Genomic DNA, 24,442 nt, shown 5'->3' with positions numbered 1-24,442 from the left:
ACCTTGGGAGGGGGCAGAATGAAACAATATCTATTGGGGCTCGACGCCGGAAACACCGTGATCAAGGCGGTGATTTTCGACCGGGCGGGCAACGAAATCGCCGCTGCGTCCCAAGAAGGGCACAGCCGCATGCCGTGTCCCGGCCATGTCGAGCGCGGGCTTGACGAACTGTGGGCGAATGCAAGGCAGGTCATCCGCGCCTGCATCGAAAAGGCAAAGATCCAGCCGGAGGAGATCGCCGCGATCGGTTGCGCCGGGCATGGCAACGGTCTCTATGCGCTCGATCGCGACGGCGCGCCGCTGCTTGGTATCCAGTCAATCGATACGCGGGCGGCAGGACTGGTCGATGAGTGGCGCGAATCCGGAATCGGCGACCGGACCTATCCGATTGCCCGTCAGCGGCCGTGGCCATCGCAGACGCCGACATTGCTGGCCTGGCTGAAGCGTTACCGCCCGGAGCAGTTCAACCGGATCGGCACGGTGTTCTTCTCCAAGGATTTCATCGTCAACCGCCTCACCGGCGAGCGTGTCAGCGAAGTGTCGGATATGTCCGGTGCCGGCCTGCTCGATCTTGCTAAGCGCCGCTACGACAAGGCGCTGATGGAGGCCTATGGCCTCGGCGATTGTTTGGACCTCCTGCCGCCGTTGATCGAAAGTGCCGACATTGCCGGCACGGTCACGGAGGAGGTGGCCAGGCAAACCGGGCTTGCTGCCGGCACGCCCGTGGTCGGCGGGCTGTTCGACGTCGTTGCCTCGGCGCTCGGCTCAGGCGTGACGCGCACCGGCAGCGCCTCGATCATTGCCGGCACCTGGAGCATCAACCAGGTGATCATCGACGGTCCCGACCTTGACGGACCGGTGTTCATGTCCTCGACCTTCGATCGCAGCCGCTATATGGCGATGGAAAACAGTGCCACCTCGGCCGCCAATCTCGAATGGCTGGTCAGGGAATTCTTCGAAGGCGAGCATACGGAAGGTGTTTCGCCGTTCGATGCAGCTTGCGCGCTGGCAGGCGCGGTCGAGCCCGCGACGGACGATCCGCTCTACCATCCGTATCTCTATGGCGCGCAGCAGGACGGCCATGCGCGGGCAGGTTTCTATGGCATTGCCGGCTGGCACACCAAGGGGCATCTCGTTCGCGCGCTGCTCGAAGGGGTCGTCTTCGGTCATCGCGCGCATATCGAGACGATCCGCAAGGCCGGCGCCGTATTCAACGAGGCGGTTCTCTCCGGTGGCGGATCGCGCAGCCTGATCTGGCCGCAGATCTTTGCCGATGTGCTCGGCGTTTCCGTTACTGTGGCCCGGTCGCGGGAAACCGGTGCACTGGGGGCGGCGATTGCGGCCGGAACCGGCGTCGGTATCTTCGCTGATTTCGATGCGGGTGCGGCGGCGATGGTGCAGACCGAGCGGCATTATCGTCCGAACGTCTCGCTTGAGGCGCATTATGCGCGGCGCTACGCTCTCTATAACGATATCACTGACGCGATGGCACCGCTCTGGCGGCGTTTGACGGCGGTGCAGCCTGTTGTTGCGGGAGTGGCGGCGTGAACATGCATGTGAATGATCAGGCCATTGATGCAGGAAGCTACGATTTCATCGTTGTCGGGGCGGGATCGGCGGGATGCGTTCTGGCCAACCGGCTCTCGGCCGATCCGAAGAACCGCGTGCTTTTGCTTGAGGCTGGTGGAAGCGACCGGTATCACTGGGTGCATGTGCCGATCGGCTATCTCTACTGTATGGGCAATCCGCGCACCGACTGGATGATGAAGACGGCGGCGGAAGCCGGGTTGAACGGCCGATCTTTGCCGTATCCGCGTGGAAAGGTGCTGGGCGGCTGCTCGTCGATCAACGGCATGATCTATATGCGTGGGCAGGCTGCCGACTATGACGGTTGGCGGCAGGCGGGTAATTCCGGCTGGGGCTGGGACGACGTGCTGCCTTTTTTCCTCAAATCCGAGGACAATTATCGCGGCAAATCTCCGATGCACGGTGCGGGCGGCGAATGGCGGGTGGAAAAGCAGCGTCTCTCCTGGCCGATCCTCGACGCCTTTCGCGATGCCGCCGAAGAACTCGGTATTCGCAAAACCGACGATTTCAACGACGGCGACAATGAGGGGTCGGGCTATTTCGAGGTCAACCAGCGCGGCGGCCTGCGCTGGAACACCACCAAGGCTTTCCTACGCCCGGCGATGAAGCGGGCTAACTTGCGCGTACTGACCGGTGCTGAAACCGAGCGGCTGGAGTTCGACGGCAGGATGGTGACCGGCGTGCGGTTCCGGCTGAACGGGCAGACCCATTTCGCCCATGCCAGCCGCGAGGTCATTCTGTCCGCCGGGGCGATCAACTCGCCGAAAATTCTGGAGCTTTCAGGGATCGGCCGGCCGGATGTGTTGTCCCGTGCCGGAATCGAACCAACTCACGACCTTCCGGGTGTTGGTGAAAACCTGCAGGACCATCTGCAGATTCGCACGGTCTTCCGGATTGAGGGTGCAAAGACGCTGAACCAGCTCTATCACAACCTGTTCACGCGGGCCGGCATGGGGCTCGAATATATGCTGCGTCGGTCCGGACCGCTGTCGATGGCGCCGAGCCAGCTCGGCATCTTTGCCAAGAGCGATCCGGCGGTGGCGACGGCCGATCTCGAATATCACGTGCAGCCGCTCAGCACCGACCGGCTCGGCGAGCCGCTGCATAAGTTCCCCGCCGTCACCGTGTCCGTCTGCAACCTGCGGCCGGAAAGCCGGGGCACTGTCCATATCGGCGGGCCGGAGCTTTCTGTCGCCCCGGAAATCCGGCCGAACTATCTTTCGACCGAAGGCGACCGGATTGTCGCGACCAATTCCATCCGTCAGGCCCGCCGTTTGATGCAGGCCGGGGCGATCCGCAAATACCGGCCACAGGAGATGCTGCCGGGAACGGAATATCAGAGCGATGAGGACCTGATCCGCCGCGTCGGCGACATTGCGACAACGATCTTTCACCCGGTCGGCACCTGCAAGATGGGCAGCGATACGATGGCGGTGGTCGATCCGCAGTTGCGGGTGCATGGGCTGGCGAAATTGCGGGTGGTGGACGCCTCCATCATGCCGACGATCGTCTCGGGCAATACCAATTCGCCAGTGATCATGATTGCCGAAAAGGCTGCGGAGCTGATTTCTTCAGGCCTTTGATGCGAACCCGCTGTGGCGAGGGGCGGGCGCTTCAGTCTGGCTTGTCGGTTGACAATCTTATACGCCGCAGTTTCCTTACGGTACGACCGGGCGCCGCGAAACGGCTGCAACCGGTATCTGGGAGGATCTGAAATGATGGCTGCGCTTTTCCCCTTGCTGATCTTTTCGGCGGCGCTCGGCGCCGGCATCAATGCCGGCCTGTTCTTCATCTTCTCCGTCTGCATCATGGGCGCGCTCGGACGCTTGCCCGCCGAGCAGGGCATCGCCGCCATGCAGGCGATCAACGTGGTGATCCTCAATCCATTATTCCTGCTCGCCTTCATGGGGACGGCAGTTCTGTCGCTTGTCCTCGTTGCCGGCGGCTTCGTCCATGGCGGCCCGGCGCGGATTTACCTGATCGCCGGCGGGCTCCTCTTTCTCGGTGGGACGATCCTGGTGACGATGGTCTTCAATGTGCCGATGAACAATGCGCTCGAAGCGTTGCAGCCGGGCAGCGACGAAGCCGCCCGCCTGTGGTCGTCGACCTATCTGGTCGATTGGGTCCGGTGGAACCATGTGCGCACCCTGTCGTCCATCGGCGCATTGGGCTGTTTCGTCATGGCCTTTCGCGCAGCCTGAACGTCAGCCCAGCGCATTGGCTCGCGTCTTGAGGATGGCCGAAAAGCGCGGGTCGAAGGCTCGGCTGATCGGTTCGGCGGCGGCGCCGAGTGCAACCGACCACGGGTCGGTCATCCCCAGTTGCAGGCGCGGCGCTGACCGGTCCGGGCGGTCGGCGTTGGACGGCAGCAGCGGAGGGATGGCCTCGAACAGCTTGCGGGTGAGTATCTCCGGCCCGCTGGAACACAGGATGACGGTCTGAGGGTCGAAGATCGTCTCGATAAGCTGCACGCCCCAGCGCAGCTCTTCGGCGGCAGCATCGATCCATGACACAACCGCCGGATCGTCGTTGTTCACCAATGTGTTCAGCCGCTCGTGAAGGCCCGGCTCGGCCGGATCGGCACCGAGGTGCTGGTAGAGCGAGGCGAGCGACGCGCGGTGTTCGAGCGAGGCCTGCGTTGGGTGCCGGGCGCTGGGTGGCAAAAGCACCATGCCGATTTCGCCGGCATTGCCGTTGCCGCCGGCATAGAGTTCGCCGTTGAGGATAAGGCCGGCACCGATGCCGTAGCCGACATAAAGGCAGACAGCATGGTCGATACCATGGGCCGCGCCGACCATGCGCTCGGCGGTTGCGCAGGCGGTGGCGTCGTTCTGAAGCGCGACTTCAAGTCCGGTGCCGGCGGCGAGCGTTTCGAGCAGCGGAAAGTTCTGCCAGGCGGCCATCATCCACTGATCGTCATTGTCGGTCGCCAGCCCGAACGGACCGGGCATGGCGACGCCGAGGCCGACAAGCCGCTTTTCGGCCTGATCGGCGACGCCGGCGAGTTCGGTCCGGACATGTTCGATGAGATCGAGGATGACCTTGGCGCCATTGGCCGGGCCGCCCGGCGGCAGGTTTGCCTGGGCGCGCACCAGCACGGTGCCGACGAGATCAACCGCGATCGCCCGGGTGACATGCCGGTCGATCTGCAGGCCAATGGCGAAGGCGCCGTCCGGCACCAGCCGATAGGGAGTCGAGGGCTGGCCACGGCCGTTGCGAACGGCTGCCAGCGACACCACCAGCCCATCCTGTTCCAGATCCTCGATGATGTTGGATACCGTCTGCTTGGTGAGCTTCGTCGCCCGGGCGAGATCGGCTCGCGATAATTGCCCGTTCAGCCGCAGCGCGTCGATCATGACGCGGCGGTTGTGGGCGCTGGTGCCCTCCTGGTTGGTGCCACTCTTGGCCCGGATCGGCCGCATCTCGTTCATCCCGGAAATTCCTCTTGACACCATTAGAATATTGAACAAGAAATAAGTCAAAGCAATTGACTTAATAAAAAGAGCCGCAGAGCTTTTAAGGGAACAAAACGGCTGACGGGATCACTCCTAGTGGCCGTGCGACACTTCGACAAGGCATGCCGGACACCGCGACAGCGCGGTTTGCGGAAGGGCGCGTGTTGCTTCGCGCCGACAAAACGATTGTTGTCCATCACTGGAGAGGGAAAAACATGTTGAAATCCAAGCGCAACGCGCTCATCGGCGCCACTCTGATCGGTGCATTTTTTGCCACCAATGCCTATGCCGAAACGACGCTGAACGCGTTGTTCATGGCGCAGGCGGCCTATAGCGAGGCGGACGTGCGCGCCATGACGGAGGCCTTCGCCAAGACCAATCCGGACGTCAAGGTCAATCTTGAATTCGTGCCTTACGAAGGCCTGCACGACAAGACGGTTCTGGCGCAGGGATCGGGCGGCGGCTACGACGTCGTTCTGTTCGACGTGATCTGGCCGGCCGAATATGCCAGCAACAAGGTTCTGGTCGACGTCTCCTCGCGCGTCACCGACGATATGAAGAAGAACGTGCTGCCCGGCGCCTGGACGACGGTTCAGTATGATGGCGCCTATTATGGCATGCCGTGGATCCTCGACACGAAATACCTGTTCTACAACAAGGAAATCCTCGAAAAAGCCGGCATCAAGACGCCGCCGAAGACCTGGGACGAGCTTGCCGAACAGGCAAAGACCATCAAGGACAAGGGCCTGCTGGCCACCCCGATCGCCTGGAGCTGGTCGCAGGCAGAAGCCGCGATCTGCGATTACACGACGCTGGTCAGCGCGTACGGCGGTGACTTCCTGAAGGATGGCAAGCCGGACTTTCAGACCGGCGGCGGCCTCGATGCGCTGAAATACATGGTATCGAGCTACTCATCCGGTATCTCCAACCCGAATTCCAAGGAATTCCTCGAGGAAGATGTCCGCAAGGTGTTCGAGAACGGCGAAGCCGCCTTCGCGCTGAACTGGACCTACATGTACAACCTCGCCAATGCCGGCAAGGACAGCAAGGTGGCCGGCAAGGTCGGGGTCGTTCCGGCGCCGGGCGTTGCGGGCAAGAGCGAGGTTTCGGCCGTCAACGGTTCGATGGGCCTTGGCATCACCGCGACCAGCAAGCATCCGGACGAAGCCTGGAAATACATCACCTTCATGACCTCGCAGGCGGTGCAGAACCAGTATGCCAAGCTCAGCCTGCCGATCTGGGCCTCGTCCTATGAAGACCCCGCCGTCAGCAAGGACCAGGAAGAGTTGATCGGCGCCGCCAAGCAATCGCTGGCCGCCATGTATCCGCGTCCGACGACGCCGAAATACCAGGAACTTTCCGTCGCGCTGCAGCAGGCTATTCAGGAAGCCCTGCTCGGCCAGACCAGTCCGGAGGATGCCCTGAAGACCGCCGCCGAGAATAGCGGTCTCTGAGACTTTCCGTCTCGCATCCACCGATCTCCGGGCGGCACCCTCCCTGCCGCCCGGACCCTTCCATCAACCCTTGCATCCCATAAACTTTTCAGGAAGAGTTGCCCCATGACCGGGACATCGATGACCACACGCGCATGGCTGCTGATGCTGCCGCTGCTCGCCGTCATGATCGCCGTCATCGGCTGGCCGCTTGCCGATACGATCGGGCTTTCCTTCACCGATGCCAAACTTGTCGGCACATCAGGCAATTTCGTCGGCATCGACAATTATGTGAAGACGCTCTCGGGCTCCAATTTCCAGCGGACGCTGGTGACCACGACCATCTTTGCCGTCGTCTCCGTCTTCGCGGAAATGGTTCTGGGCGTTCTTGCAGCCCTTCTCCTCAATCAGCAATTTTACGGACGCACCGTGCTGCGCGGGTTGATGATCCTGCCCTGGGCGTTGCCGACCGTCGTCAACGCCACCCTCTGGCGGCTGATCTATAATCCGGAATATGGCGCGCTGAACGCCGCGCTCACCCAGATCGGTTTGCTCGACGCCTACCGTTCCTGGCTCGGCGAGCCCGGCACGGCGCTGGCCGCCCTGATCGTTGCAGATTGCTGGAAGAACTTTCCGTTGGTGGCGTTGATCGCGCTTGCGGCACTCCAGGCGGTGCCGCGCGATATCACCGCCGCATCGCTGGTCGATGGCGCCGGTCCTTTCGCTCGTTTCCGCTTCGTCATCCTGCCCTATCTCGCCGGTCCGCTGGTGGTGGCGCTGGTGCTCAGAACCATCGAGGCGTTCAAGGTATTCGACATCATCTGGGTGATGACCCGCGGCGGGCCGGCCAACAGCACGCGCACGCTGTCGATCCTCGTCTATCAGGAAGCATTCTCCTTCCAACGTGCGGGGTCGGGGGCCTCGCTGGCGCTGATCGTCACGCTTCTGGTGGCGGTGCTGGCTGCGGCCTATGCCGTCCTCGTCCGCCGGACCGCAGGGAGCAACGCCTGATGGAACGCCAGAGTTTTGTCTTCTCCGTCTTCATCCATGCCTGCGCGCTGCTGCTCGCCGCCGTGATCCTTGCGCCGCTCCTCTGGCTGTTCATCATGAGCATTTCGCCGGCGGCCGACCTGACGGCCAAACCGCTTGTCTGGTGGCCGCAATCCATCGATTTCTCGCGTTATGGCGTCTTGCTCTCCAGCGTCGAAAACAGTGCCGGTGCTGCCTTTGTTGCGTCTCTGGTCAACAGCATCCTCGTTGCCGGCATGGCGACCATCGCGGCGCTGGCGCTTGCCATTCCCGCGGCGTGGGCCGTGTCGCGCACGCCGTCGATCGGCTGGTCGCTTTACATGGTGATCGCTACCTATATGCTGCCGCCGGTGGCGCTTGCGGTGCCGCTCTATTTCGGCCTCGCGCATCTCGGCCTGCTCAACAACGTGTTCGGGCTGGCGCTGGTCTATCTGACCATTCTTGCGCCCTTCACCACCTGGCTGATGAAATCCGGCTTCGATGCCATCCCCAGGGAGATCGAGGCGGCGGCGATGATGGACGGCGCAGGGCTGTTTGCGACGCTGCGGATCATCACCCTGCCACTGGCAGCCCCGGTCATGGCGACCTCGGCGCTGTTTGCCTTCCTGCTGGCCTGGGACGAATTTTTCTACGCGCTGCTGTTCACCTCGGACCTGCGCGCCAAGACATTGACCGTCGCCATCGCCGATCTCGCCGGCGGCCGTGTCTCCGATTACGGACTGATCGCAACCGCGGGTGTGCTGGCCGCCCTGCCGCCCGTGGTGATTGGTCTTGTCATGCAACGGGCCCTGATTTCCGGGCTGACCAGCGGCGGCGTCAAGGGATGACCATGACTTCAAACGACAACCGCCCGATAGGGCTTCAGGCAATAGACCGCGAAATGGCGCGGCAGAATGCCGATGCCATTGCTTCCTTCGAGGGCAATGCTGAACGGGCAAAGACCATTGCCGCATCGCTGAAGGCCACCGGTCGCCTGTTGCTGCTCGGCATGGGCGGCTCGCATGCCGCAAACCGGGCCGTCGAGCCGCTCTACCGGGCGCTTGGCGTCGAGGCGATCGCGGTCACCTTGTCCGAACAGCTGGGAGAACCGTTGTCGATCGATGGGCGGACGGTTCTGATCACCTCGCAGTCGGGAGAAAGCGCGGAAGTCCTGCGCTGGTTTACCGAGACCGGCGGCAACAAGGACACATTCGGCCTGACGCTGGAGGGGACATCCTTTCTGGCCAGAACGGCACCTTGCCTCATCGGTGCCGGCGGTACGGAACTCGCCTTTGCCGCGACCCGCAGCCTGACGGTCAGTTTCGCGCTGCACCTGGCGATCCTTTCGGCGCTGGGCGAGGATTCAGGCCCGGCGCTGGACGTGCTTGCGGCACCCGCTACCAACGATGTTGCCGCGGCGCTTGCCGTCTTTGAAAATGTCGCAACCGTGGTGACCTCCGGCCGTCGTCTGCAGGGGTTGGCGGAAGCGCTGGCGCTCGGGCTGACCGAACTGTCGCGCTATCCCTGCTTTTCGCTGGAGGGCGGGCAACTGCGGCATGGTCCGATGGAAATGCTGGGTCCGATGGTTGGCGTTGTGCTGTTCAGAGGCAATGACGCGACCGCCGATCTGGTGACGGCAATGGCTGTGTCGGCGGTGGAGACGGGGGCTCCGATCGTCATGTTCGATGCTTCCGGACAGCCGCCGGTGGAGGGGACGACGACGCTGAGTTTCGCACCGGCGACAGGGCTGGCTGCTATCTTCTCGATGCTGCCGGTTGCCCAGCGCTTCATGATCGCCTTTGCCGAGGCTCGTGTCGAGAATGCGGGAACGCCGGTGCGTTCCACCAAGATCACCCGGAGCGAATGAGATGCGTCCGCTTGCCGTCATCGGAAATGTCAATGTCGACCTGATCCTCGGGCCGGCGGAGCCCTGGCCGAAGGCGGGCACGGAGATCATCGTCGATCACGACGAATTGCGGGTCGGCGGCTCGGCTGGAAATGCAGCCCTTGCCTGGGGCGCGCTCGGCGTCGATTTTGACATCGCCGCCAATACCGGTACCGATGAATTCGGTCGCTGGCTGCGCGAATCCTTCGGAAGCCGCGCCGAAAAATGGCCGATCCGCCCGGAGGGCACGACGCTTTCGGTCGGCATTACCCATCCCGACGGGGAACGGACGTTCTTCACCACGCGCGGACATCTGCCGCGGTTTTCGCTCGATTGCGTGTTTGCCGCCCTCGACGGTGCTCGCCTGTCCGGCGGCTACGCGCTGCTTTGCGGCTCCTTCCTCACCGACGATCTGACGCGCGACTATCCGGCGCTGTTCGACTGGGCCGACAGCCACGGTATCACGGTTGCGCTCGATACCGGCTGGCCGCTCGACGGCTGGACGGAGGCGAACCGGGAGGCGACGCGCGGCTGGCTTTCGCGCTGTGGCTGCGCGCTTTTGAACGAGGTGGAATCGACGACGCTTTCCGGAGTGTCCGATCCGGTCGAGGCAGCGCGGGAAATCAAGCGTCATATGCCCAAGAACGCCATTGTCGTTGTCAAGCGCGGTCCCGAGGGGGCAATCGCCATCGGTGCCGACGGCGCGCTGGTTTCCGCAACCGCCCCTGCCGTCAAGGTCGTCGATACGATCGGTGCCGGCGATGTCTTCAATGCCGCTTTCCTGGCCGCGCTTGCGGATGCCAAGCCGCTTGCCGATTGCCTCAAGGCAGGCACCGCCGTCGCCTCGCGTGCCATTTCCACGCTCCCCCGCAGCTATGGCGGCCCCATATCGGACGCAACCGGAGAGGCCGCATCATGAGCGCGCTCGAGATCCAGAATATCCGCAAGACCTATGGCGCTGTCGAAACGTTGAAGGGCATCGATATCTCGCTGGAAAGCGGCGAATTCCTGGTGCTTCTCGGATCATCGGGTTGCGGCAAGTCGACCTTGCTCAATATCATTGCCGGACTTGCCGAGGCATCGGGCGGCGATATCCGGATCGGTGGGCGCTCGATCCTCGGTGTGCATCCGAAGGACCGCGACATTGCCATGGTGTTCCAGTCCTATGCGCTCTATCCGAACCTCTCGGTCCATCGAAACATCGGCTTTGGTCTCGAAATGCGCAAGGTTCCAGCGGCTGAACGGGAAAGGGCGGTGCAGGAAACGGCCAAGCTGCTGCAGATCGAGAATCTGCTGGATCGCAAGCCCGGCCAGCTTTCCGGCGGCCAGCGCCAGCGCGTCGCGATCGGCCGGGCGCTGGTGCGCAAGCCCCAGGTCTTCCTGTTCGACGAACCGCTCTCCAATCTCGACGCCAAGCTGCGCATGGAAACACGCACCGAGCTGAAACGGCTGCACCAGATGCTCGGCACGACGATCGTCTACGTCACCCATGACCAGATCGAGGCGATGACGCTGGCGACGCGGATCGCCGTGATGCGCAACGGCCGGATCGAGCAGCTCGGCACGCCGGAGGAGGTCTATGACCATCCGGCCACGCTCTATGTCGCCGGTTTCGTCGGCTCGCCGCCGATGAACGTGCTCGATGGCGTGGTCACAGGCGAGGGCGTGCAGTTGGATGGAGGCGCGGTCATCGCCTTGCCGGTTCGGCTGAAAAATGTGGTTGCTGCCGGACGCCGGGTCAAGCTCGGCGTTCGTCCCGAAGCGCTTCGGCTGGTGGGGGAGACGGCCGACCATCGCGTGCTTGACGTCGAGATCGAGGTTGTCGAACTGACAGGCCCGGAACTGGTGGTGACGGGCAGGGTGAGCGGACAGCGGGTGACCGCCTGCCTGCCGCCGCGCACGAAGCTGACGGTGGGCATGAAGCAGGCGTTTACCTTCGACGAGGATGCTCTGCATCTCTTCGACGCGGAAACGGAACTGGCGCTGGGTTGACGGTCTTTCGACAAATCGCATCTTCCAGCCGTTTCCATCGCCGGTTCGATGTTCTAGAACCGCATCTTCATGAAGATCGCTTTTTATTGCCCGCTGAAATCCCCCAACCATCCCGTTCCCTCCGGGGACCGGCTGATGGCGCGTCTGTTGATGGCGGCGTTGGCGCGGGCGGGGCATCAGGTGGAGATTGCTTCGGAGTTGCGGGCTTTCCTGCCCGATGCTTCGGCCGCCGCCGTCGAGGCTCTGTCGACTGCCGCGGAAGGGGAAAGGGAGCGGCTTTCGGCGCTCTGGCGAGAGACAGGCAATCCCGATGCCTGGTTCTGCTACCATCCCTATTACAAGGCGCCTGATCTCATCGGGCCGGCGCTCGCCCGGGAATTCGCAATAGGCTACGTGACGGCGGAAGCATCCTATTCAGCCCGGCGCAACACCGGGCTGTGGGCCGGGACGCAGCAACAGGTGCTGGAAACGGTGAAGCAGGCTTCGGTGAATATCTGCCTGACACGGCGCGATCTTGACGGGCTTGCCGCCGCGGCGCCCGATGCGCGTCTGGCCTTGCTTGCGCCCTTCATCGACCCGGCCCTCATGCTTGCGAGGCAGCCCATGCCGGAGCCCGGGCGATTGATCACCGTGGCGATGATGCGCTCCGGCGATAAGATGCAGAGCTACGTCATGCTGGCCGAGGCTCTGTCGCGGCTGATGCATCTGCCCTGGCAACTGTCCGTCGTCGGAGATGGGCCGCGTGCAGCGGAGGTGAGGGCGCTGTTTGCCGGCTTCGACGAGGGCCGGATCATCTGGCACGGCGAAAAACCCGCTGATGACATCGCCGGTCTTCTGTCGCGTTCGGCACTCTATGTCTGGCCCGGCTGTGGCGAGGCCTATGGGCTTGCCTATCTCGAGGCGCAGGCGGCGGGTTTGCCTGTCGTCGCGCAGGAGATCGCCGGCGTGCCGGAAGTGGTGGCGCATGGGCGAACGGGCCTGCTGACGCCGCCCGGCGATATCGATGCCTATGCGCAGGCGATCGAGCGGCTGTTGACGCGGCATGAGGAGCGAACGGCGCTGGCCCGCGCGGCAAGACCATTTGCTAGCGAGGAACGCTCGCTCGACCGGGCGGCGGAGCGGCTGGGCATCATCCTCGATGAACACCTGAAACAGGCACGATAACATGAACGATTTCGAGAAGACTATTGTCGAGGAACTGGGCCGCTGGCAGCAGACGGGCAAGGTAGCGCGCTTCTGGCTGCGGGACGATGATGCCGTCGAGCCGACTGCGCCGCTCGACCGGCTCTTGGAGATATCAGGCATATTTTCGGTGCCGCTGACGTTGGCGATCATTCCGGCCCATACGGGCGAAGCGCTTGCAGCGAGGCTGGAGCGGGAGCCGTTATGCACTGTCGCGGTCCACGGCTGGTCGCATAAAAACTACGCGGGTGCTGAAGAGAAGAAGCAGGAGCTTGGCCGGCACCGGCCGGCTGCCGCCGTGCTTGGCGAACTGAAGCAGGGTTTTGATCGTCTGGCCGGACTGCACAGCGGGCGGTTCGTCCCCATGCTCGTGCCGCCGTGGAACCGCATCGATGCGGCGCTTGTGCCGCATCTGGCCGGGCTCGGCTATGAGGCGCTGTCGGTCTACGGCCCGGAAAAACCGGCGGACCTGCCCCTGATCAATAGCCATGTGGATGTCATGGATTGGCACGGCACGCGGGGCGGGCGTGATCCACAGGCATTGGTGGTCGAGATCGTGGCACGCTTGCGGCATATGTTCGACAATGGCGGGACAATGGGGCTTCTGACCCACCATCTGGTCCATGATGACGCCGTCTGGAATTTTATGAGCGCTCTGTTCGCAGTCACCTCGCGCCATCCCGCATGCCTCTGGACACCGGTCCCCGATATTCTGCGGGGGCAAAAAGCTCCGGTCCATCAAGGCTGAGGAGGGTCGGCTTTCAGAGGTCGATCACCTGGCCGTCACGGGCCATGAAGGCGCCGCCGAATTCCTGCTCGGCGAGCCGCTGAATGGCGTCGAGTTCGCTGTCGGTGCGCAACGGCGAATGATGGATGAACGCCACCTGCTTGGCTTTCGCCGTTTTGGCAAGCCGGATGGCCTGCTGCCAGGAGGAATGGCCGTAGCCGACATGGCGATGCATCTCGTCGTCGGTATACATGCAATCATAGAGAAAGAGGTCGGCGCCATCGATCAGGTCGAGTACCGCCGGATCGAGCGTGCCCGGCTTGTGTTCAGTATCCGTCACCAGCGCCACGGCGCGGCCACCCCATTCCACGCGGTAGCCGATCGCGCCGCCCGGATGGTTGAGGCTGCCCGTCCTGATCGCCACATCGGGATAGGGAAACAGCACGTCGCCGGAACGAAAATCCCGGCAGTTGATTGAAGCGCGGCAGATATCGGGCTCGACGGGGAACCACGGCGGGCGCATGAACTCGCCGATCATCTGGCGCGTGGACATGCGGCCGGCCAAATGTCCGGACCATAGAGTTACCGAGGCATGCGGATCGAACAGCGCCGGCAGGTAGGGAAGGCCGACGATGTGGTCGTAATGGCAGTGGGTGAAGAACAGGTTGAAATCGGAAACGCCCTCGGACTTGAGCGCCTGGCCCGCCGGCATCAATCCGGAGCCGGCATCGAACAATAGCCTATGGGGTCCGCATTGCATCTCGATGCAGATGGTGTTGCCGCCATAGTTCTGGAATTCGGCCCCCGAGACCGGGAGGCTGCCGCGCACTCCCCATAACCGCACCCGAAACACGTTTTCGTTCACTCTCTCGCCTCAGTCACGGCCAACTCTATCGGCTGTCCTTCTGCAACTGTCCCACTTAATTCTTAAGGTCGTCTTTTAAGGTGGGCTTGATTAACCAAGCCTCATTGCCGTCATGTTAGCCAAACTGCATGGGTTAAGCGAGACTCGAATTCGCTTTTTCTTTCCATATGTGCCAGAGACGAAAGGAAACAAATCCGGTTTGAACGCGCAGACGGAAAACAACCAAAGAATGCCATCCTCAAAGCATCCGCGCATTGCCGTCATCGCCGATGCGCATTTTCACGATCTATACGCCGACTATGGCTTTCCGGGCATCGTGCAGGGCGATCGCCGGCTGACATTCAGGCTGCTTGCCGATACGGCCCGCTCGACGCGCGTCTTCAACGAAAGCTATTTCGCGTTCCATCATGCGCTCGACGAAATCGCCGCCAGTGGCATCCGCCATGTCGTGCTGCTCGGAGACTATTCCGACGACGGGCAGGTGGAAACCGTCAAGGGCGTGAAACGGGTGCTCGATGATTATGCGGCGCGGTTCGGCATGCGCTTCTACGCCACCGTCGGCAATCACGACATTTTCGGCGCTGCCGGCCGGCATCGCGCCAAGCGGTTCATGAACGAGGACGGCAGCTACAGCATTCTCAGCAGCGACCCGCATATGCGCGATCGTGGCGCGCATTCGGTCATCGCCAGTGATCGGATGTATTGCCGGGGATATCCGGATGGGCTCGATGCCATGGCAGATTTCGGCTTCTTTCCGCGGCCGGGCGACCTTCATTGGGAAACACCGTTCGGCACGGACGGGAATCCGGCAGCGCGGTTCTATCAGGTACAGTCACCCGATGGCAAAACCACACGCTCGTTGATGGACGCATCCTATCTGGTCGAACCCTTTCCCGGCGTCTGGCTGCTGATGATCGATGCCAATGTTTTTGTACCCGTCGATGGCGTGTCCCCGGGCGAGGCCGGCGACCTTGCCGATAGCACCAGCGCCGGCTGGAACGCCATGCTGACGCACAAGCGCTTCGTTCTCGACTGGATGAAGGATATTGCCGGGCGTGCGCGCCATGAAGGCAAATGCCTGCTCGCGTTTTCGCATTATCCCGTTCTCGATCCGCTCGACGCGACGGTCGATGACGAGGTGGCGCTCCTGGGCCGGACGGGCATGTCGGAACGTATCCCCACGAGGGCCGTTGCCGAAGCGCTGATTGCGGCGGGCATCGACATTCATTTCAGCGGGCATCTGCATGTCAATGACACCGCGCGCCACGACAACGGCGATCGGTTCCTGATCAACGTGGCGATGCCGTCTCTGGTTGCCTTTCCCGGGGCCTACAAGGTGGTCACGGTCGGCGAGCAACGCATCGACATCGAGACAGTCGGGATCAATGCCATGCCGCTCGATGCAGATTTGAGGCTGGCCTATGACAAGGAGATCGTGCCGTCGCGGCTGGAAGCAGGCAGCCTGCTGGATGTCGATGACTACGGCGGTTTCCTGTTCGAACATCTCGCCCATCTGGTCGGACGGCGCTACCTGAAGCGCGAATGGCCGAAGGACATCACGGCGATGATCCGCACCCTCGACCTTGATGATCTGGCCGCGCTGGCGCTGATCGACGAACCGGTCGCCGCTGTGGATGCCATTGCCACGCTTGCGGCTGCCCGCACGGACGCGGAGCTTCAGCAGCGGCTGGCGGCTGCGGGAGCAGGGGCTGCGCAGCTCTCGGTTACGGCGATGGAGTTCCTGGCCGACTGGTATCGGTTGCGGATGGGAAGCGAACTGGCGTTCGACTGGATCACGAGGGAGCGGATGGCGTCGTACCGGGCAGTGGGGCAGCTTTTCGCGGATGGCAACTGGAGCGATACGAACGCGACGCAGGCTCGGTTTGCGCTCATCTTCCGGATGTTCTGGAAATACGCGTCCGGTCTGCCGTCAGGCAATTTCAGTATCGACCGGATGACCGGAGCGATCAGCCGGATTGATCTGCGGCAGGGCGAGAAAAAGACCGCGCAGCAGTAATGCGAGATCAGGCGGGTTGTTCCGGCGCCTTGCGTGCCGCGCGGCTGCGGGCCTCGGACAGTTCGCTCGTCGTGTGGCTCAGGCGGTCGGCCAAAACGCGCATGATCTCGATGGTGATCTCGGGGAAATCGGTCAAAAGCTTGAGGAAGTGATCCTTGCGGATGCGCAGGGCTTCCACCGCGGTTGTCGTCTGCACTGTGGCGGTTCGCGAGACATCACAAAGGATGGCAATCTCGCCGACGATTGAATTTGTCTCGACTTCGGCGATCTTGATCGGCCCGGTGGAGGAATCCACGAGAATATCAGCCTTGCCGGCCAGCACGACATAGGCCGCGTCGCCGGTGTCGCCCTGATGGAAAATGGCCTCGCCGGCATCATAGCTGACACGGTCGGATGTGAAGGCGAGAAGCTTCAGCTTTCCCGGTTCGACATTCGAAAACAGCGGCACGCGCCGCAGCATTTGAACTTCATCCTTCAGAAGCATTTCCGTGCCCATTCCCCATTTTCTTCCTTCCGGATCACGCGCCGGTGATGGTCACCAACGCTTCCATTTGGAAGGATATCCATGCCTGCGTCCCGTCGCACGCATGGACTTCGCCTTTGACATTATGATGACACAAGTTCCTTAAAGATACCGTTATTCTCAACAAGCGTCGCATGCGTGCCGTCCTCCACCAGCATGCCTCTGTCAAACACCAGAACACGGTCGAACAGGCTCGACAGCGCGGTATTCGACAGCACCCAGATGACCGCCGGATCCCTCCCGTCCCGGCGTACGAGTTTCAGGACATCGCGGACGATTTCGTCCTGAAGGCGGTGGTCGAGGCCGGGAAGCGGCCGGTTGAAGATATAATAGTCCGACCGGCGGACCAGCGCGCGCGCCAGATTGAGTTTCTGCCGCTGCACGGCGGTCAGGCGCTTGCCGCCGGCGCCGAGATTGAAGTCCAGGCCGATATCGATCACGCGCTCCAACAACCCGAGGGAGTTCAACAGCGAGCTGACGATCGAGCGGATGCGTTTCGAGCCGTCGGAATGCTTGTGGCTGATGCGGCCGAACAGAATATTGTCCATCAGGCTTGCCGAGGCCAGATAGTGTTCCGGGTCGTAACGTTCGATATCGCCGCGCATATTGTCCGGCATTCCGTCATGGAACTGGCGGCGGACATCGACGATCTTCGCCATCAATTCGTCGGTCAGAAGACCGAAGCGATGCCGCGGCTCGATGTAGCGGAAGCTCAGGCGAATGATTGCCCCGCGGTCATCTTCAGAGGCGCCATCGAAGCTCTTGCCTTTCAGTTTCTGCAGCAGCAGTTGGTATTCCGGAATGTCGTCCGCCGTCATGAAGGTGAGCTGCTGGAAGAATGGATGATCCGGCGGCAGGTCGGCGAACAGCTCCACCGCGTTTTCGGCGATGCTGTAGCCCATGTCGAACATGATGCGGTCGAGCCCGGTGCGTCCGACGACCGAGCGGAAATAGGCATTCTTGCCGATTGCCTTGCCGATGAAGGCCGGGCCGGTTGCCGTGCCGAACAAAAGGTTTTCGCCGACCGTGGCCTCGGTGTTGTAGGCGCCTGGCTCGAAGGAGACGACGAGGCTGCTCAGGCCCGCCTCTTCCAGCTCGTCGCGAAGGGCGTGGCGCATCTCGACGAGACCCTCGGCAAGGCCTGCATGGTCGCTCGGCGATACAGTGCTGCGAAGCGCGAGGTCGAGGATATCCTTCGATAGCTGAACGGTGTCGAGAACGGAGAGAATGGGGGCGAAGAGGTCGCCCGCCTCGGTCGCATTGGCGGCTTCGTAGTCGATCCAGTCGCTGTTGACATCATAGTCCGGATTCCCGGCCAGCTTTGCCTCGTGGATCTGCCATTTGCGATGCGTGGCACCACTGCCCTGGTATACGGCATCCTTCAGCGGCGCATGCTTCAGGCCGTAAAGCAGGTTGTCGCGCAAACTTCCATAGAAGAAGTAGGCATCGGACGAAACATAGGAGATAGCCCGTCCGGTGACGGACTCGGGCAATTCCAGAAGATCGTCGCCGCCGGCGGTCACCTTGCCGCTCTCCGGCCAGGTAAGACGCGCAAAGGCTTCCGCGAGCATGTCGCCGCCGCCCGCGGCGCCGCCAACGATGGCAACCGTCTCGCCGGGATGGATCTGCACGGAAACGCGTTCCAGCAGCTTGGCGCCGCTGTCATCGGCAAGCGACAGGCTGACCGCGGCCAACGGATGCTTCAGCGAGCCGGCATCCTTGATGGCGATGGCTTGAATAGCCGGGTCGATCGTCCGGTCGACGCTGAACTGTTCGACCACCTGGACATATTTCACCTGGACGTCCTGACGGGTCTGGTCCCAGTCGATCAGGTCCTTCAGCGGGCCGGGCAGGTCCTTGTAGGCGCTGATCACGGCAATCAGCTGGCCGATGTCGAGCCGGCCCTGCAGCGCCAGATAGCCGCCGATGCAGTAGAACAGGAAGGGCGTCAGCTGGGCGAGGAAATTGTTGATGAACTTGACCAGGAATTTCCACTGATAGAGGTCGTAGCGGATCTTGAAAATGCGCCCCAGGCGGGATGCGATGTCAGCGCGCTCGTAGTTCGAGGTGTCGTAGGCGTGGATCGTGCCGATGCCGTCGACGATCTCGCTGACGCGGCCGGCAAGCTCGCGGGCGGTAATCTGGCGCTCGCGGCCGAGCACGAGCAGCCGTCGGCGCATGCGCGGAATGATCAGCGCCTGGACGCCGACCATGACGGCGGCGATCAGGCCGAGCCAGACATTCTGCATGAAGATGAAGAACAGTGCCGTCAGCGCCTGTCCGCCGAGCAGCGCCGGCTGGACGAAGGCATCGCCGGTGAAGCCGCCCAGGGGCTCGACCTCGTCCTTCACCATGCTGGAGACTTCGGCGCCCTTCATGCGTTTGAACTGGCTGGGCGGGAAACGCAGGATACGATCGACAAGCTCGAAGCGGATGCGCCGCAGCAGCCGTTCGCCAAGCCGGCCCTTGTAGGTATTGATGTAGAACTTGAAGAGCCCGTTGATGATCACCAGCACGAGGAAAACCATGCTGAGTGCGAACAGCGTCTGCATACGCGTCAGTTCGATGCCATCAAAGAGCGTGACGGTGCCAAGCCAGGGCAGGTCGAAACTGATGTTCATGAAAGTCTGGGTGGCGCCCGGCTGGTCGAAGCCCTGGCCCTGGATGGGGCCGTTGACGATCTGCTTGGGCAGGTCGAACGACAGGAAGTAGGGAATCATCGAGACGGCGACGACCAGAAGGATCCAGAGTTGCTGGCCTCGGGTATGGGTCCAGATGTAGCGGGCGAGGCGTTTTTCCATGGGTGAATTCAACTAGCCGAATAGCGGGTGTCGAGGACGTAGAAGCGCCGGGCGGCGTAGGGCGTGCCGGCGATCTCCGGGTCGTGCAGGTGAAGATCGAACAGTCCCCGGACCGTCACGGACGGGCGGCTGACGATATGCGGCACCTGTGATGCAGCACGTTCAAGCTCGGGCGCGTATTCGATAACGACGGTTTTCGCATTGTCGATCAGCGAAAACAGCAGATCCCCGAGAGGATCCTTACGGCCGAACGGTTTCAGCGAATAGCCGAGCAGAACGAGGCCATAGCTGCCGGGCTGATAGTGATAGTCGATCTGCTGGAACTTGGCAGGGATATGCCGCACGTGGCATTGCCCGCCGTTCAGCTCGGTCGCTTCGTGAGCCTCGGTCTTCGGGTCGACGGAGGTCACCGACAGTGGATGGTGGGTGAGATAAGGCGTGATGGGTCGGATGTGGCCACCGATTTCCAGGATGTGCGGGCAGTCGCGCATGAAGTGCGCGGCAAAGACCTGCCGCATGGTTGCGCCAAGTCCTGCCAGATGCGGTATGTCCTTTCCCGCCTCCAGGGACGGCGAAACGGCCGCGGCATCCTTCAGATTGACTTGCATTCCTTGCACTCCAGAAAAGTCCAGACTACAACACGCGCATGATGAAAACCACCCGAACAAACGAAGCAAACACAACAGATTGGCACGAGAGCGCCTTCGATATTATCCGCGGTCTGTCCGCCTATACGGGAAGCTCTCTGATAGAAGGCCTTGCGAAAGTTGTCGCCAAATATCCTGACGCGGACCTGGGCACGGCCTTCAACCACAAGCAGGTTGGAAGCAAGATATGGGCACGCGAAAAGCTGTTTGAAAGCCTTGGCGGGAAATTTAAACACATCATCCTGCTTGGCGGCTGGTATGGCGTGTTGCCGGCCATGTTTTTCGACGACCGCCGATTCGATATCGCGCTGATCGAGAGCATCGACATCGATCCGGATGTCGCAGCGGTCGCTGAAACGCTGAACGCCAAGGCGGGCGAGCGTTTCCGGGCCGTCACGCAGGATATGTACGGGCTCGATTACCAGGCGCGCGATGCGGATCTGGTGATCAACACCAGCTGCGAGCACATCGCCGATCTTCCGGCGTGGCTCTCGCTCTTGCCACGCGGCACGCAGGTCATGCTGCAGTCGAACGATTATTTCAGCGAGCCGACCCACATCAACTGCGTGCCGTCGCTCGAGGCCTTCCAGGAGCAGACGTCGCTCAGCCACGTAGCGTTTGCCGGCTCGCTGGCGATGAAGAAATACACACGCTTCATGGTGATCGGCACCGTCTGATGCGCTATCAGAGCAGCCCGCGCAGGATTTCGGCGGTGCGGTGCGCGCCGTCGAGATCGAGGCTGTGCGGCGGGCGGTCGGTCTCCAGGAGAGCGGTTTTGATGGCCTGCGTCATGCTTTCCGGCGAGAGATCATCTTCGGTCAGAACATGAGCAAGTCCCAACTTTTCCAGGCGCTCCGCCCGGACTGTCTGTTCGGTTTCACCGCCAGCGGTAAACGGGATCAGCAGGGCGTGGCAGCCGGCACGCAGAATATCGCAGACTGTGTTGTAGCCCGCTTGTGACACGGACAATTTGGCGCCGGCCAGCAGGCTGGCGAAATCCGGACGGAAGCGGTAGACGCTGACATGCGAGGGCGCATCGGCCGAGATGGCGTCGAAATCGGACTGGGGCAGATTGGGGCCGGCGATCAGCGCCCAGGACAGGGCCGCGCCGAGGGACTTGGCGGCTTCAAGCGCCGCGCGGATCAAGGCATTGCCGACGGCGCCGCCGCCGGCTGAGACGATGACGTCGAAACGCTCGGTTGGCTGTCCGGGCGACGGTGCGGCCACCAGCCCCGTGTAGACAACCTTGTCCGCGATGTCCGCAGCCAGCGGAAAGGTATCTTCAAGCCGGGCGAAAGCCGGATCGCCATGGACCAGGACGCGGTCGAAATACTGCTTCACCGTTGCAACGGTTTCTTCGTCGCGGCCGGGCTTGGAGCGCTCCTGCAGGATATCGCGCAGCGAGGTGACGACCAAGGGCTTCGGATCCGTCGTGGCGATCGCATCGAGCAGGGGGAGCAGTTCGAAACGGACCTGCCTGCGGCCGAAGGGGAAGGCCTCGATGATGACGATATCGGGCTGGCTTTGCCGGAAAGCCGTCAGCAGCCGATCCCGGCGATTATCCTTGAAGGCATCGTCGACCGGATTGCCGTCGATATCGGCCAGTCCGGAAAAGCCGGCATCCCCTGCCGTGATCGGCGGCAAGGCGACGTGATGTACGAGCGGTCCGGGAAAGCCTGTGACCGGCGTGCCGCCGGTGACCACCGTGACGTCGAAACCATCCTCGGCCAGAGCCCGGGCAATGCGGCTGGCGCGGGCGAGGTGTCCGATGCCGAGCAAGTGCTGGACGTAGAAAAACGCGCGGGGCGCCGTTTGAACCTCGGTCATTGCGAAACCTGCCATTCCGTCTCGAACAGGTTTTTCAGCTGGCGGATGCTGGTTTCATGGTCGAATTCGCGGCGCACCGTTTGTTCCGCCGCTTCTCCCAGCCGCTGTCGCAGGGCTGGATCGCGGATGGCCTTTTCCAAGGCCCCGGCCAGCGCTTGGGCGTTCTCCGGCGGGACGACAAAGCCGTTTTCGCCATCGACAAGGAGTTCGGGCACGCCGGAGATGTTCGTCGATACGCAGACCAGGGACTGGCTCGACGCCTCGACAAGCACGTTCGGCAATCCATCCCGATCGCCATCGGCGGTGATGCGGCAGGCAAGGGCGAAAATATCGGCGTTGCGATAATGCCCCAGCACCTCCGTTTGCGACAGCGCGCCATGCCAGGTGACTTTTTCGGCAATGCCAAGCTCGGACGCCAGCGCCTGAAGCTTTTTCAGCAGTTCGCCGCCGCCGATATGTTCGAATTTCCAGTTGATATCCGCAGGCAGCAGGCTGAGCGCGCGCAGCAGGATATCGAACCCCTTCTTCTCTACGGCGCGGCCAACGCTGACGATCGTCACGGGAGCTTCCGGCCGCGATCCGTCATGGGATGGGCGGATGTCGTCAAATGTGCCGAAACGGGTGAGGTCGAGGCCGTGATAACTCAGATGCACATGCGGCTTGCCGCCGGCAAGATGGCGCAACTGCTCAAATCCCGTCTGCGTGCAGGTCACCGTCCAGCGGGTGCTGGCAAGTTTGCCGGCAAGCTCCCATTCGGGCGATGTCCAGATGTCCTTGGCATGGGCCGAACAGGTCCAGGGCGTACCCCTTATCATGCTGGCGTAGCGGGCGACGGAGGCGGGCGTGTGGATGAAATGTGCGTGCAGCCACTCGCCACCCTTCGGCCACTCGGCGCAGAGCACCATTGCCTGGCCGAAACGGCGAAGCCGGTTGCGCGTCCGATCGCGCCAGAAATCCGAAGCGAGCGAGAGCAGACCGCGCCAGAATCCAGGCTTCGGCAGGCAGAAGGCAAGCGCACGCAAGCCCCTGAGACGTTCCTCGTGCAGATATTCCGGCAGATAGTGAACCGGAGCGCGGATTTCGTCGTGAACAGGATGGCGCTTCTTGTCCGTCGGGTGGCGCAGCGCCACAAGCGCGAGTTCGAAACCGGCCCTTTCCAGTCCGAGCAGTTCCTGGGCGATGAAGGTTTCCGACAGGCGCGGATATCCCTTCAGCACCACGACGATCTTGCGGCGTTCAGTCAACGTGTCGTCACCCTTTCACGACCGTCAGGTGCTCGCGGTCGCGGCGGCCGAGCCATTCCCCAACGATCTGCGATATGTTCGCAAGGCCTTCGAGTGTCATGCCTTTGGCGCTTTTCGATGGCGGGTTGCGATTCGGCAGGGCCTTGAGAGCAGCAGCGAAGCGCATGGGGTCGGCGGCTTCCTCGGGCAGAAGCATGTCGATCAGGCCAAGCTCGGCGGCGCGGCTTGCCCGGATCAGCTGCTCTTCGCGCGGCATGACCCGGGGCACGATCAGTGCCGGCTTGTCGAAGGAGAGAATTTCGCAATAGGTGTTGTAGCCGCCCATGGCGACAACGCCCTTGGCGCCGGCGATCAGTTCCTCCATCCTGTTGTCGAATTCGATGACCTCGACATACGGGATCTTGGCGCATTTCATGATCAGCTTGTGGCGCTGCTTCGCCGGCATATAGGGGCCAAGCACGATCAGCGCCTTGTGCGTGAGCGTCGGATCTTCCTGATAGGCGTCGATGACGTCGTGGATCAGGTCGGAGCCGTCGCCGCCGCCGCCGGTGGTCACCAGGATGTAGTCGCCCTTTGGCTTGTGCTCGGATTCCACATCTTGCGAGACGCTTCTTTGCAGGAAGCCGACAAAGTCCATTTTTGCGCGCACAGACGGGGGAACGTCCAGGCCGATCAGCGGGTCGTAGAAATCCGGTGGGCCGTAGACCCAGACACTGTCGTAAAACTGGCCGATCTTGCGCATCACGTCGTTGCGCTTCCACTCGGCGTCGAGCAGATGCGGCGCGTCCATGACCTCGCGCAGGCCGAGAACCAGGGTCGTTCCCTGCTTTTTCAGATAGGCCAGCGTGTCCTCGACTTCGCCATGCAGGCCCATCGGCTCCTTGTCGACGATGAAGATGTCCGGCTGGAAAGTCTCGGCCGTATGGCGGATGATCGACTTGCGCATCTTCAGCGTCTCGTGCAGGTCGATATGCCTGTCCATCGAGGTGTATTCGCCGTTGCGCAGCTTGATGACGCTGGGGATCTTCACGAAATCGACGCGCGCCCGGTAGTCGAAGGCCCCCGCGATCGTAGCACCCGAAATGATCAGGATGTTGACGCCGCGATAATCCTCCACCAGCGAATGCGCGATGGTCCGGCAACGGCGGAGATGACCAAGGCCGAAGGTGTCGTGGCTGTACATCAGGATACGGGCATCCTCGATCCGGCGCGTCATGAGCGGAGCCTCTTGTCTCCCCTGGCGCTGCCG

General features: G+C 62.3%; 21 protein-coding genes. 13 read left to right on the top strand and 8 right to left on the bottom strand.

The window, feature by feature from the left end; translation table 11 throughout:
* Positions 1–18 precede the first annotated feature (18 nt).
* The 3 genes from J2Z75_RS24455 to J2Z75_RS24445 all read left to right on the top strand — a co-directional run bounded on the left by J2Z75_RS24455 (position 19) and on the right by J2Z75_RS24445 (position 3,788).
* Complete coding sequence (locus tag J2Z75_RS24455) at positions 19–1,548, top strand: FGGY-family carbohydrate kinase (RefSeq protein WP_209855646.1); 1,530 nt, start codon at positions 19–21, stop codon at positions 1,546–1,548.
* Between the two features lie 2 nt (positions 1,549–1,550).
* Entirely contained in the window at positions 1,551–3,170 is a 1,620-nt protein-coding gene (locus J2Z75_RS24450) for a GMC family oxidoreductase (RefSeq protein WP_234937551.1), read from the top strand.
* A 135-nt stretch (positions 3,171–3,305) separates the two neighbouring features.
* Positions 3,306–3,788 carry an anthrone oxygenase family protein gene (locus J2Z75_RS24445; RefSeq protein WP_209855859.1) on the top strand — a complete coding sequence of 161 codons (483 nt, stop codon included), beginning with the start codon at positions 3,306–3,308 and terminating at the stop codon, positions 3,786–3,788.
* 3 nt (positions 3,789–3,791) lie between these two features.
* Here the strand turns inward: J2Z75_RS24445 and J2Z75_RS24440 are convergent, their stop codons facing one another.
* Positions 3,792–5,018, bottom strand: a complete 1,227-nt coding sequence (locus J2Z75_RS24440) for an ROK family transcriptional regulator (protein WP_209855640.1) — start codon at positions 5,016–5,018, stop codon at positions 3,792–3,794.
* Positions 5,019–5,257: 239 nt separating this feature from the next.
* Here J2Z75_RS24440 and J2Z75_RS24435 point away from each other — a divergent pair, with 239 nt between their 5' ends.
* From J2Z75_RS24435 to J2Z75_RS24400, 8 genes are all read left to right on the top strand, one after another.
* Positions 5,258–6,496, top strand: a complete 1,239-nt coding sequence (locus J2Z75_RS24435; RefSeq protein WP_209855639.1) for an extracellular solute-binding protein — start codon at positions 5,258–5,260, stop codon at positions 6,494–6,496.
* A gap of 105 nt (positions 6,497–6,601) precedes the next feature.
* Complete coding sequence (locus tag J2Z75_RS24430; protein ID WP_209855636.1) at positions 6,602–7,486, top strand: carbohydrate ABC transporter permease; 885 nt, start codon at positions 6,602–6,604, stop codon at positions 7,484–7,486.
* The gene (locus J2Z75_RS24425) at positions 7,486–8,331 is read left to right on the top strand and encodes a carbohydrate ABC transporter permease (RefSeq protein WP_209855633.1); all 846 of its coding nucleotides are present in this window, start codon (positions 7,486–7,488) and stop codon (positions 8,329–8,331) included. Before J2Z75_RS24430 ends, J2Z75_RS24425 begins: the two co-directional genes overlap by 1 nt.
* Entirely contained in the window at positions 8,328–9,350 is a 1,023-nt protein-coding gene (locus tag J2Z75_RS24420) for an SIS domain-containing protein (RefSeq protein WP_209855630.1), read from the top strand. The genes J2Z75_RS24425 and J2Z75_RS24420 overlap by 4 nt, the downstream gene beginning before the upstream one ends.
* Before the next feature lies 1 nt (position 9,351).
* Positions 9,352–10,287 carry a PfkB family carbohydrate kinase gene (locus J2Z75_RS24415; RefSeq protein WP_209855627.1) on the top strand — a complete coding sequence of 312 codons (936 nt, stop codon included), beginning with the start codon at positions 9,352–9,354 and terminating at the stop codon, positions 10,285–10,287.
* On the top strand, positions 10,284–11,360 hold the full coding sequence (locus J2Z75_RS24410) for an ABC transporter ATP-binding protein (protein WP_209855624.1): 1,077 nt from the start codon (positions 10,284–10,286) through the stop codon (positions 11,358–11,360). Before J2Z75_RS24415 ends, J2Z75_RS24410 begins: the two co-directional genes overlap by 4 nt.
* A gap of 69 nt (positions 11,361–11,429) precedes the next feature.
* Positions 11,430–12,524 carry a glycosyltransferase family 4 protein gene (locus J2Z75_RS24405; RefSeq protein ID WP_209855621.1) on the top strand — a complete coding sequence of 365 codons (1,095 nt, stop codon included), beginning with the start codon at positions 11,430–11,432 and terminating at the stop codon, positions 12,522–12,524.
* A 1-nt stretch (position 12,525) separates the two neighbouring features.
* Complete coding sequence (locus J2Z75_RS24400; protein ID WP_209855618.1) at positions 12,526–13,290, top strand: polysaccharide deacetylase family protein; 765 nt, start codon at positions 12,526–12,528, stop codon at positions 13,288–13,290.
* Between the two features lie 13 nt (positions 13,291–13,303).
* Here J2Z75_RS24400 and J2Z75_RS24395 read toward each other — a convergent pair whose 3' ends face one another.
* Positions 13,304–14,134 carry an MBL fold metallo-hydrolase gene (locus J2Z75_RS24395; protein WP_209855615.1) on the bottom strand — a complete coding sequence of 277 codons (831 nt, stop codon included), beginning with the start codon at positions 14,132–14,134 and terminating at the stop codon, positions 13,304–13,306.
* A 229-nt stretch (positions 14,135–14,363) separates the two neighbouring features.
* On the opposite strand from J2Z75_RS24395, the gene J2Z75_RS24390 reads away from it, so the two are divergent.
* On the top strand, positions 14,364–16,151 hold the full coding sequence (locus J2Z75_RS24390) for a metallophosphoesterase family protein (RefSeq protein WP_209855612.1): 1,788 nt from the start codon (positions 14,364–14,366) through the stop codon (positions 16,149–16,151).
* A 7-nt stretch (positions 16,152–16,158) separates the two neighbouring features.
* On the opposite strand, the gene J2Z75_RS24385 is transcribed toward J2Z75_RS24390, so the two are convergent.
* The 3 genes from J2Z75_RS24385 to J2Z75_RS24375 all read right to left on the bottom strand — a co-directional run bounded on the left by J2Z75_RS24385 (position 16,159) and on the right by J2Z75_RS24375 (position 20,083).
* Positions 16,159–16,635, bottom strand: a complete 477-nt coding sequence (locus tag J2Z75_RS24385) for a cyclic nucleotide-binding domain-containing protein (RefSeq protein ID WP_209855857.1) — start codon at positions 16,633–16,635, stop codon at positions 16,159–16,161.
* 122 nt (positions 16,636–16,757) lie between these two features.
* A complete protein-coding gene (locus J2Z75_RS24380) occupies positions 16,758–19,475 on the bottom strand; it encodes an ABC transporter transmembrane domain-containing protein (RefSeq protein ID WP_209855608.1) in 2,718 nt (905 codons plus the stop codon).
* An 8-nt stretch (positions 19,476–19,483) separates the two neighbouring features.
* The gene (locus J2Z75_RS24375) at positions 19,484–20,083 is read right to left on the bottom strand and encodes a hypothetical protein (RefSeq protein WP_209855605.1); all 600 of its coding nucleotides are present in this window, start codon (positions 20,081–20,083) and stop codon (positions 19,484–19,486) included.
* Positions 20,084–20,121: 38 nt separating this feature from the next.
* Between J2Z75_RS24375 and J2Z75_RS24370 the strand changes: the two genes are divergently transcribed.
* Positions 20,122–20,799, top strand: coding sequence for a class I SAM-dependent methyltransferase (locus J2Z75_RS24370; protein ID WP_209855602.1), 678 nt, complete (start codon positions 20,122–20,124; stop codon positions 20,797–20,799).
* 7 nt (positions 20,800–20,806) lie between these two features.
* On the opposite strand, the gene J2Z75_RS24365 is transcribed toward J2Z75_RS24370, so the two are convergent.
* From J2Z75_RS24365 to J2Z75_RS24355, 3 genes are read right to left on the bottom strand one after another with little or no spacing between them, the layout of a single operon-like run.
* Entirely contained in the window at positions 20,807–21,949 is a 1,143-nt protein-coding gene (locus J2Z75_RS24365; RefSeq protein WP_209855599.1) for a glycosyltransferase family protein, read from the bottom strand.
* Positions 21,946–23,193: a glycosyltransferase family 4 protein gene (locus tag J2Z75_RS24360; protein WP_209855597.1), complete on the bottom strand. Its 1,248-nt coding sequence runs from the start codon at positions 23,191–23,193 to the stop codon at positions 21,946–21,948. The genes J2Z75_RS24365 and J2Z75_RS24360 overlap by 4 nt, the downstream gene beginning before the upstream one ends.
* Positions 23,194–23,200: 7 nt before the next feature.
* Positions 23,201–24,409, bottom strand: coding sequence for a glycosyltransferase family protein (locus J2Z75_RS24355; RefSeq protein WP_209855595.1), 1,209 nt, complete (start codon positions 24,407–24,409; stop codon positions 23,201–23,203).
* Positions 24,410–24,442 lie beyond the last annotated feature (33 nt).

Source organism: Rhizobium herbae (assembly GCF_017873135.1).
Lineage (GTDB): Bacteria > Pseudomonadota > Alphaproteobacteria > Rhizobiales > Rhizobiaceae > Pararhizobium > Pararhizobium herbae.
The sequence above is the reverse complement of the archived record's forward strand: the minus strand, read 5'-3'. Positions and strand labels throughout refer to the sequence as shown.

Excerpts from the sequence above, each read along its gene's own strand:
- J2Z75_RS24355 (WP_209855595.1), bottom strand. The coding sequence starts at position 24,409 with ATGACGCGCCGGATCGAGGATGCCCGTATCCTGATGTACAGCCACGAC.
- J2Z75_RS24420 (WP_209855630.1), top strand. The coding sequence starts at position 8,328 with ATGACCATGACTTCAAACGACAACCGCCCGATAGGGCTTCAGGCAATA.
- J2Z75_RS24435 (WP_209855639.1), top strand. The coding sequence starts at position 5,258 with ATGTTGAAATCCAAGCGCAACGCGCTCATCGGCGCCACTCTGATCGGT.
- J2Z75_RS24425 (WP_209855633.1), top strand. The coding sequence starts at position 7,486 with ATGGAACGCCAGAGTTTTGTCTTCTCCGTCTTCATCCATGCCTGCGCG.
- J2Z75_RS24370 (WP_209855602.1), top strand. The coding sequence starts at position 20,122 with ATGATGAAAACCACCCGAACAAACGAAGCAAACACAACAGATTGGCAC.
- J2Z75_RS24385 (WP_209855857.1), bottom strand. The coding sequence starts at position 16,635 with ATGCTTCTGAAGGATGAAGTTCAAATGCTGCGGCGCGTGCCGCTGTTT.
- J2Z75_RS24400 (WP_209855618.1), top strand. The coding sequence starts at position 12,526 with ATGAACGATTTCGAGAAGACTATTGTCGAGGAACTGGGCCGCTGGCAG.
- J2Z75_RS24445 (WP_209855859.1), top strand. The coding sequence starts at position 3,306 with ATGGCTGCGCTTTTCCCCTTGCTGATCTTTTCGGCGGCGCTCGGCGCC.
- J2Z75_RS24380 (WP_209855608.1), bottom strand. The coding sequence starts at position 19,475 with ATGGAAAAACGCCTCGCCCGCTACATCTGGACCCATACCCGAGGCCAG.
- J2Z75_RS24375 (WP_209855605.1), bottom strand. The coding sequence starts at position 20,083 with ATGCAAGTCAATCTGAAGGATGCCGCGGCCGTTTCGCCGTCCCTGGAG.
- J2Z75_RS24405 (WP_209855621.1), top strand. The coding sequence starts at position 11,430 with ATGAAGATCGCTTTTTATTGCCCGCTGAAATCCCCCAACCATCCCGTT.
- J2Z75_RS24440 (WP_209855640.1), bottom strand. The coding sequence starts at position 5,018 with ATGAACGAGATGCGGCCGATCCGGGCCAAGAGTGGCACCAACCAGGAG.
- J2Z75_RS24430 (WP_209855636.1), top strand. The coding sequence starts at position 6,602 with ATGACCGGGACATCGATGACCACACGCGCATGGCTGCTGATGCTGCCG.
- J2Z75_RS24410 (WP_209855624.1), top strand. The coding sequence starts at position 10,284 with ATGAGCGCGCTCGAGATCCAGAATATCCGCAAGACCTATGGCGCTGTC.
- J2Z75_RS24450 (WP_234937551.1), top strand. The coding sequence starts at position 1,551 with ATGCATGTGAATGATCAGGCCATTGATGCAGGAAGCTACGATTTCATC.
- J2Z75_RS24365 (WP_209855599.1), bottom strand. The coding sequence starts at position 21,949 with ATGACCGAGGTTCAAACGGCGCCCCGCGCGTTTTTCTACGTCCAGCAC.
- J2Z75_RS24455 (WP_209855646.1), top strand. The coding sequence starts at position 19 with ATGAAACAATATCTATTGGGGCTCGACGCCGGAAACACCGTGATCAAG.
- J2Z75_RS24415 (WP_209855627.1), top strand. The coding sequence starts at position 9,352 with ATGCGTCCGCTTGCCGTCATCGGAAATGTCAATGTCGACCTGATCCTC.
- J2Z75_RS24390 (WP_209855612.1), top strand. The coding sequence starts at position 14,364 with ATGCCATCCTCAAAGCATCCGCGCATTGCCGTCATCGCCGATGCGCAT.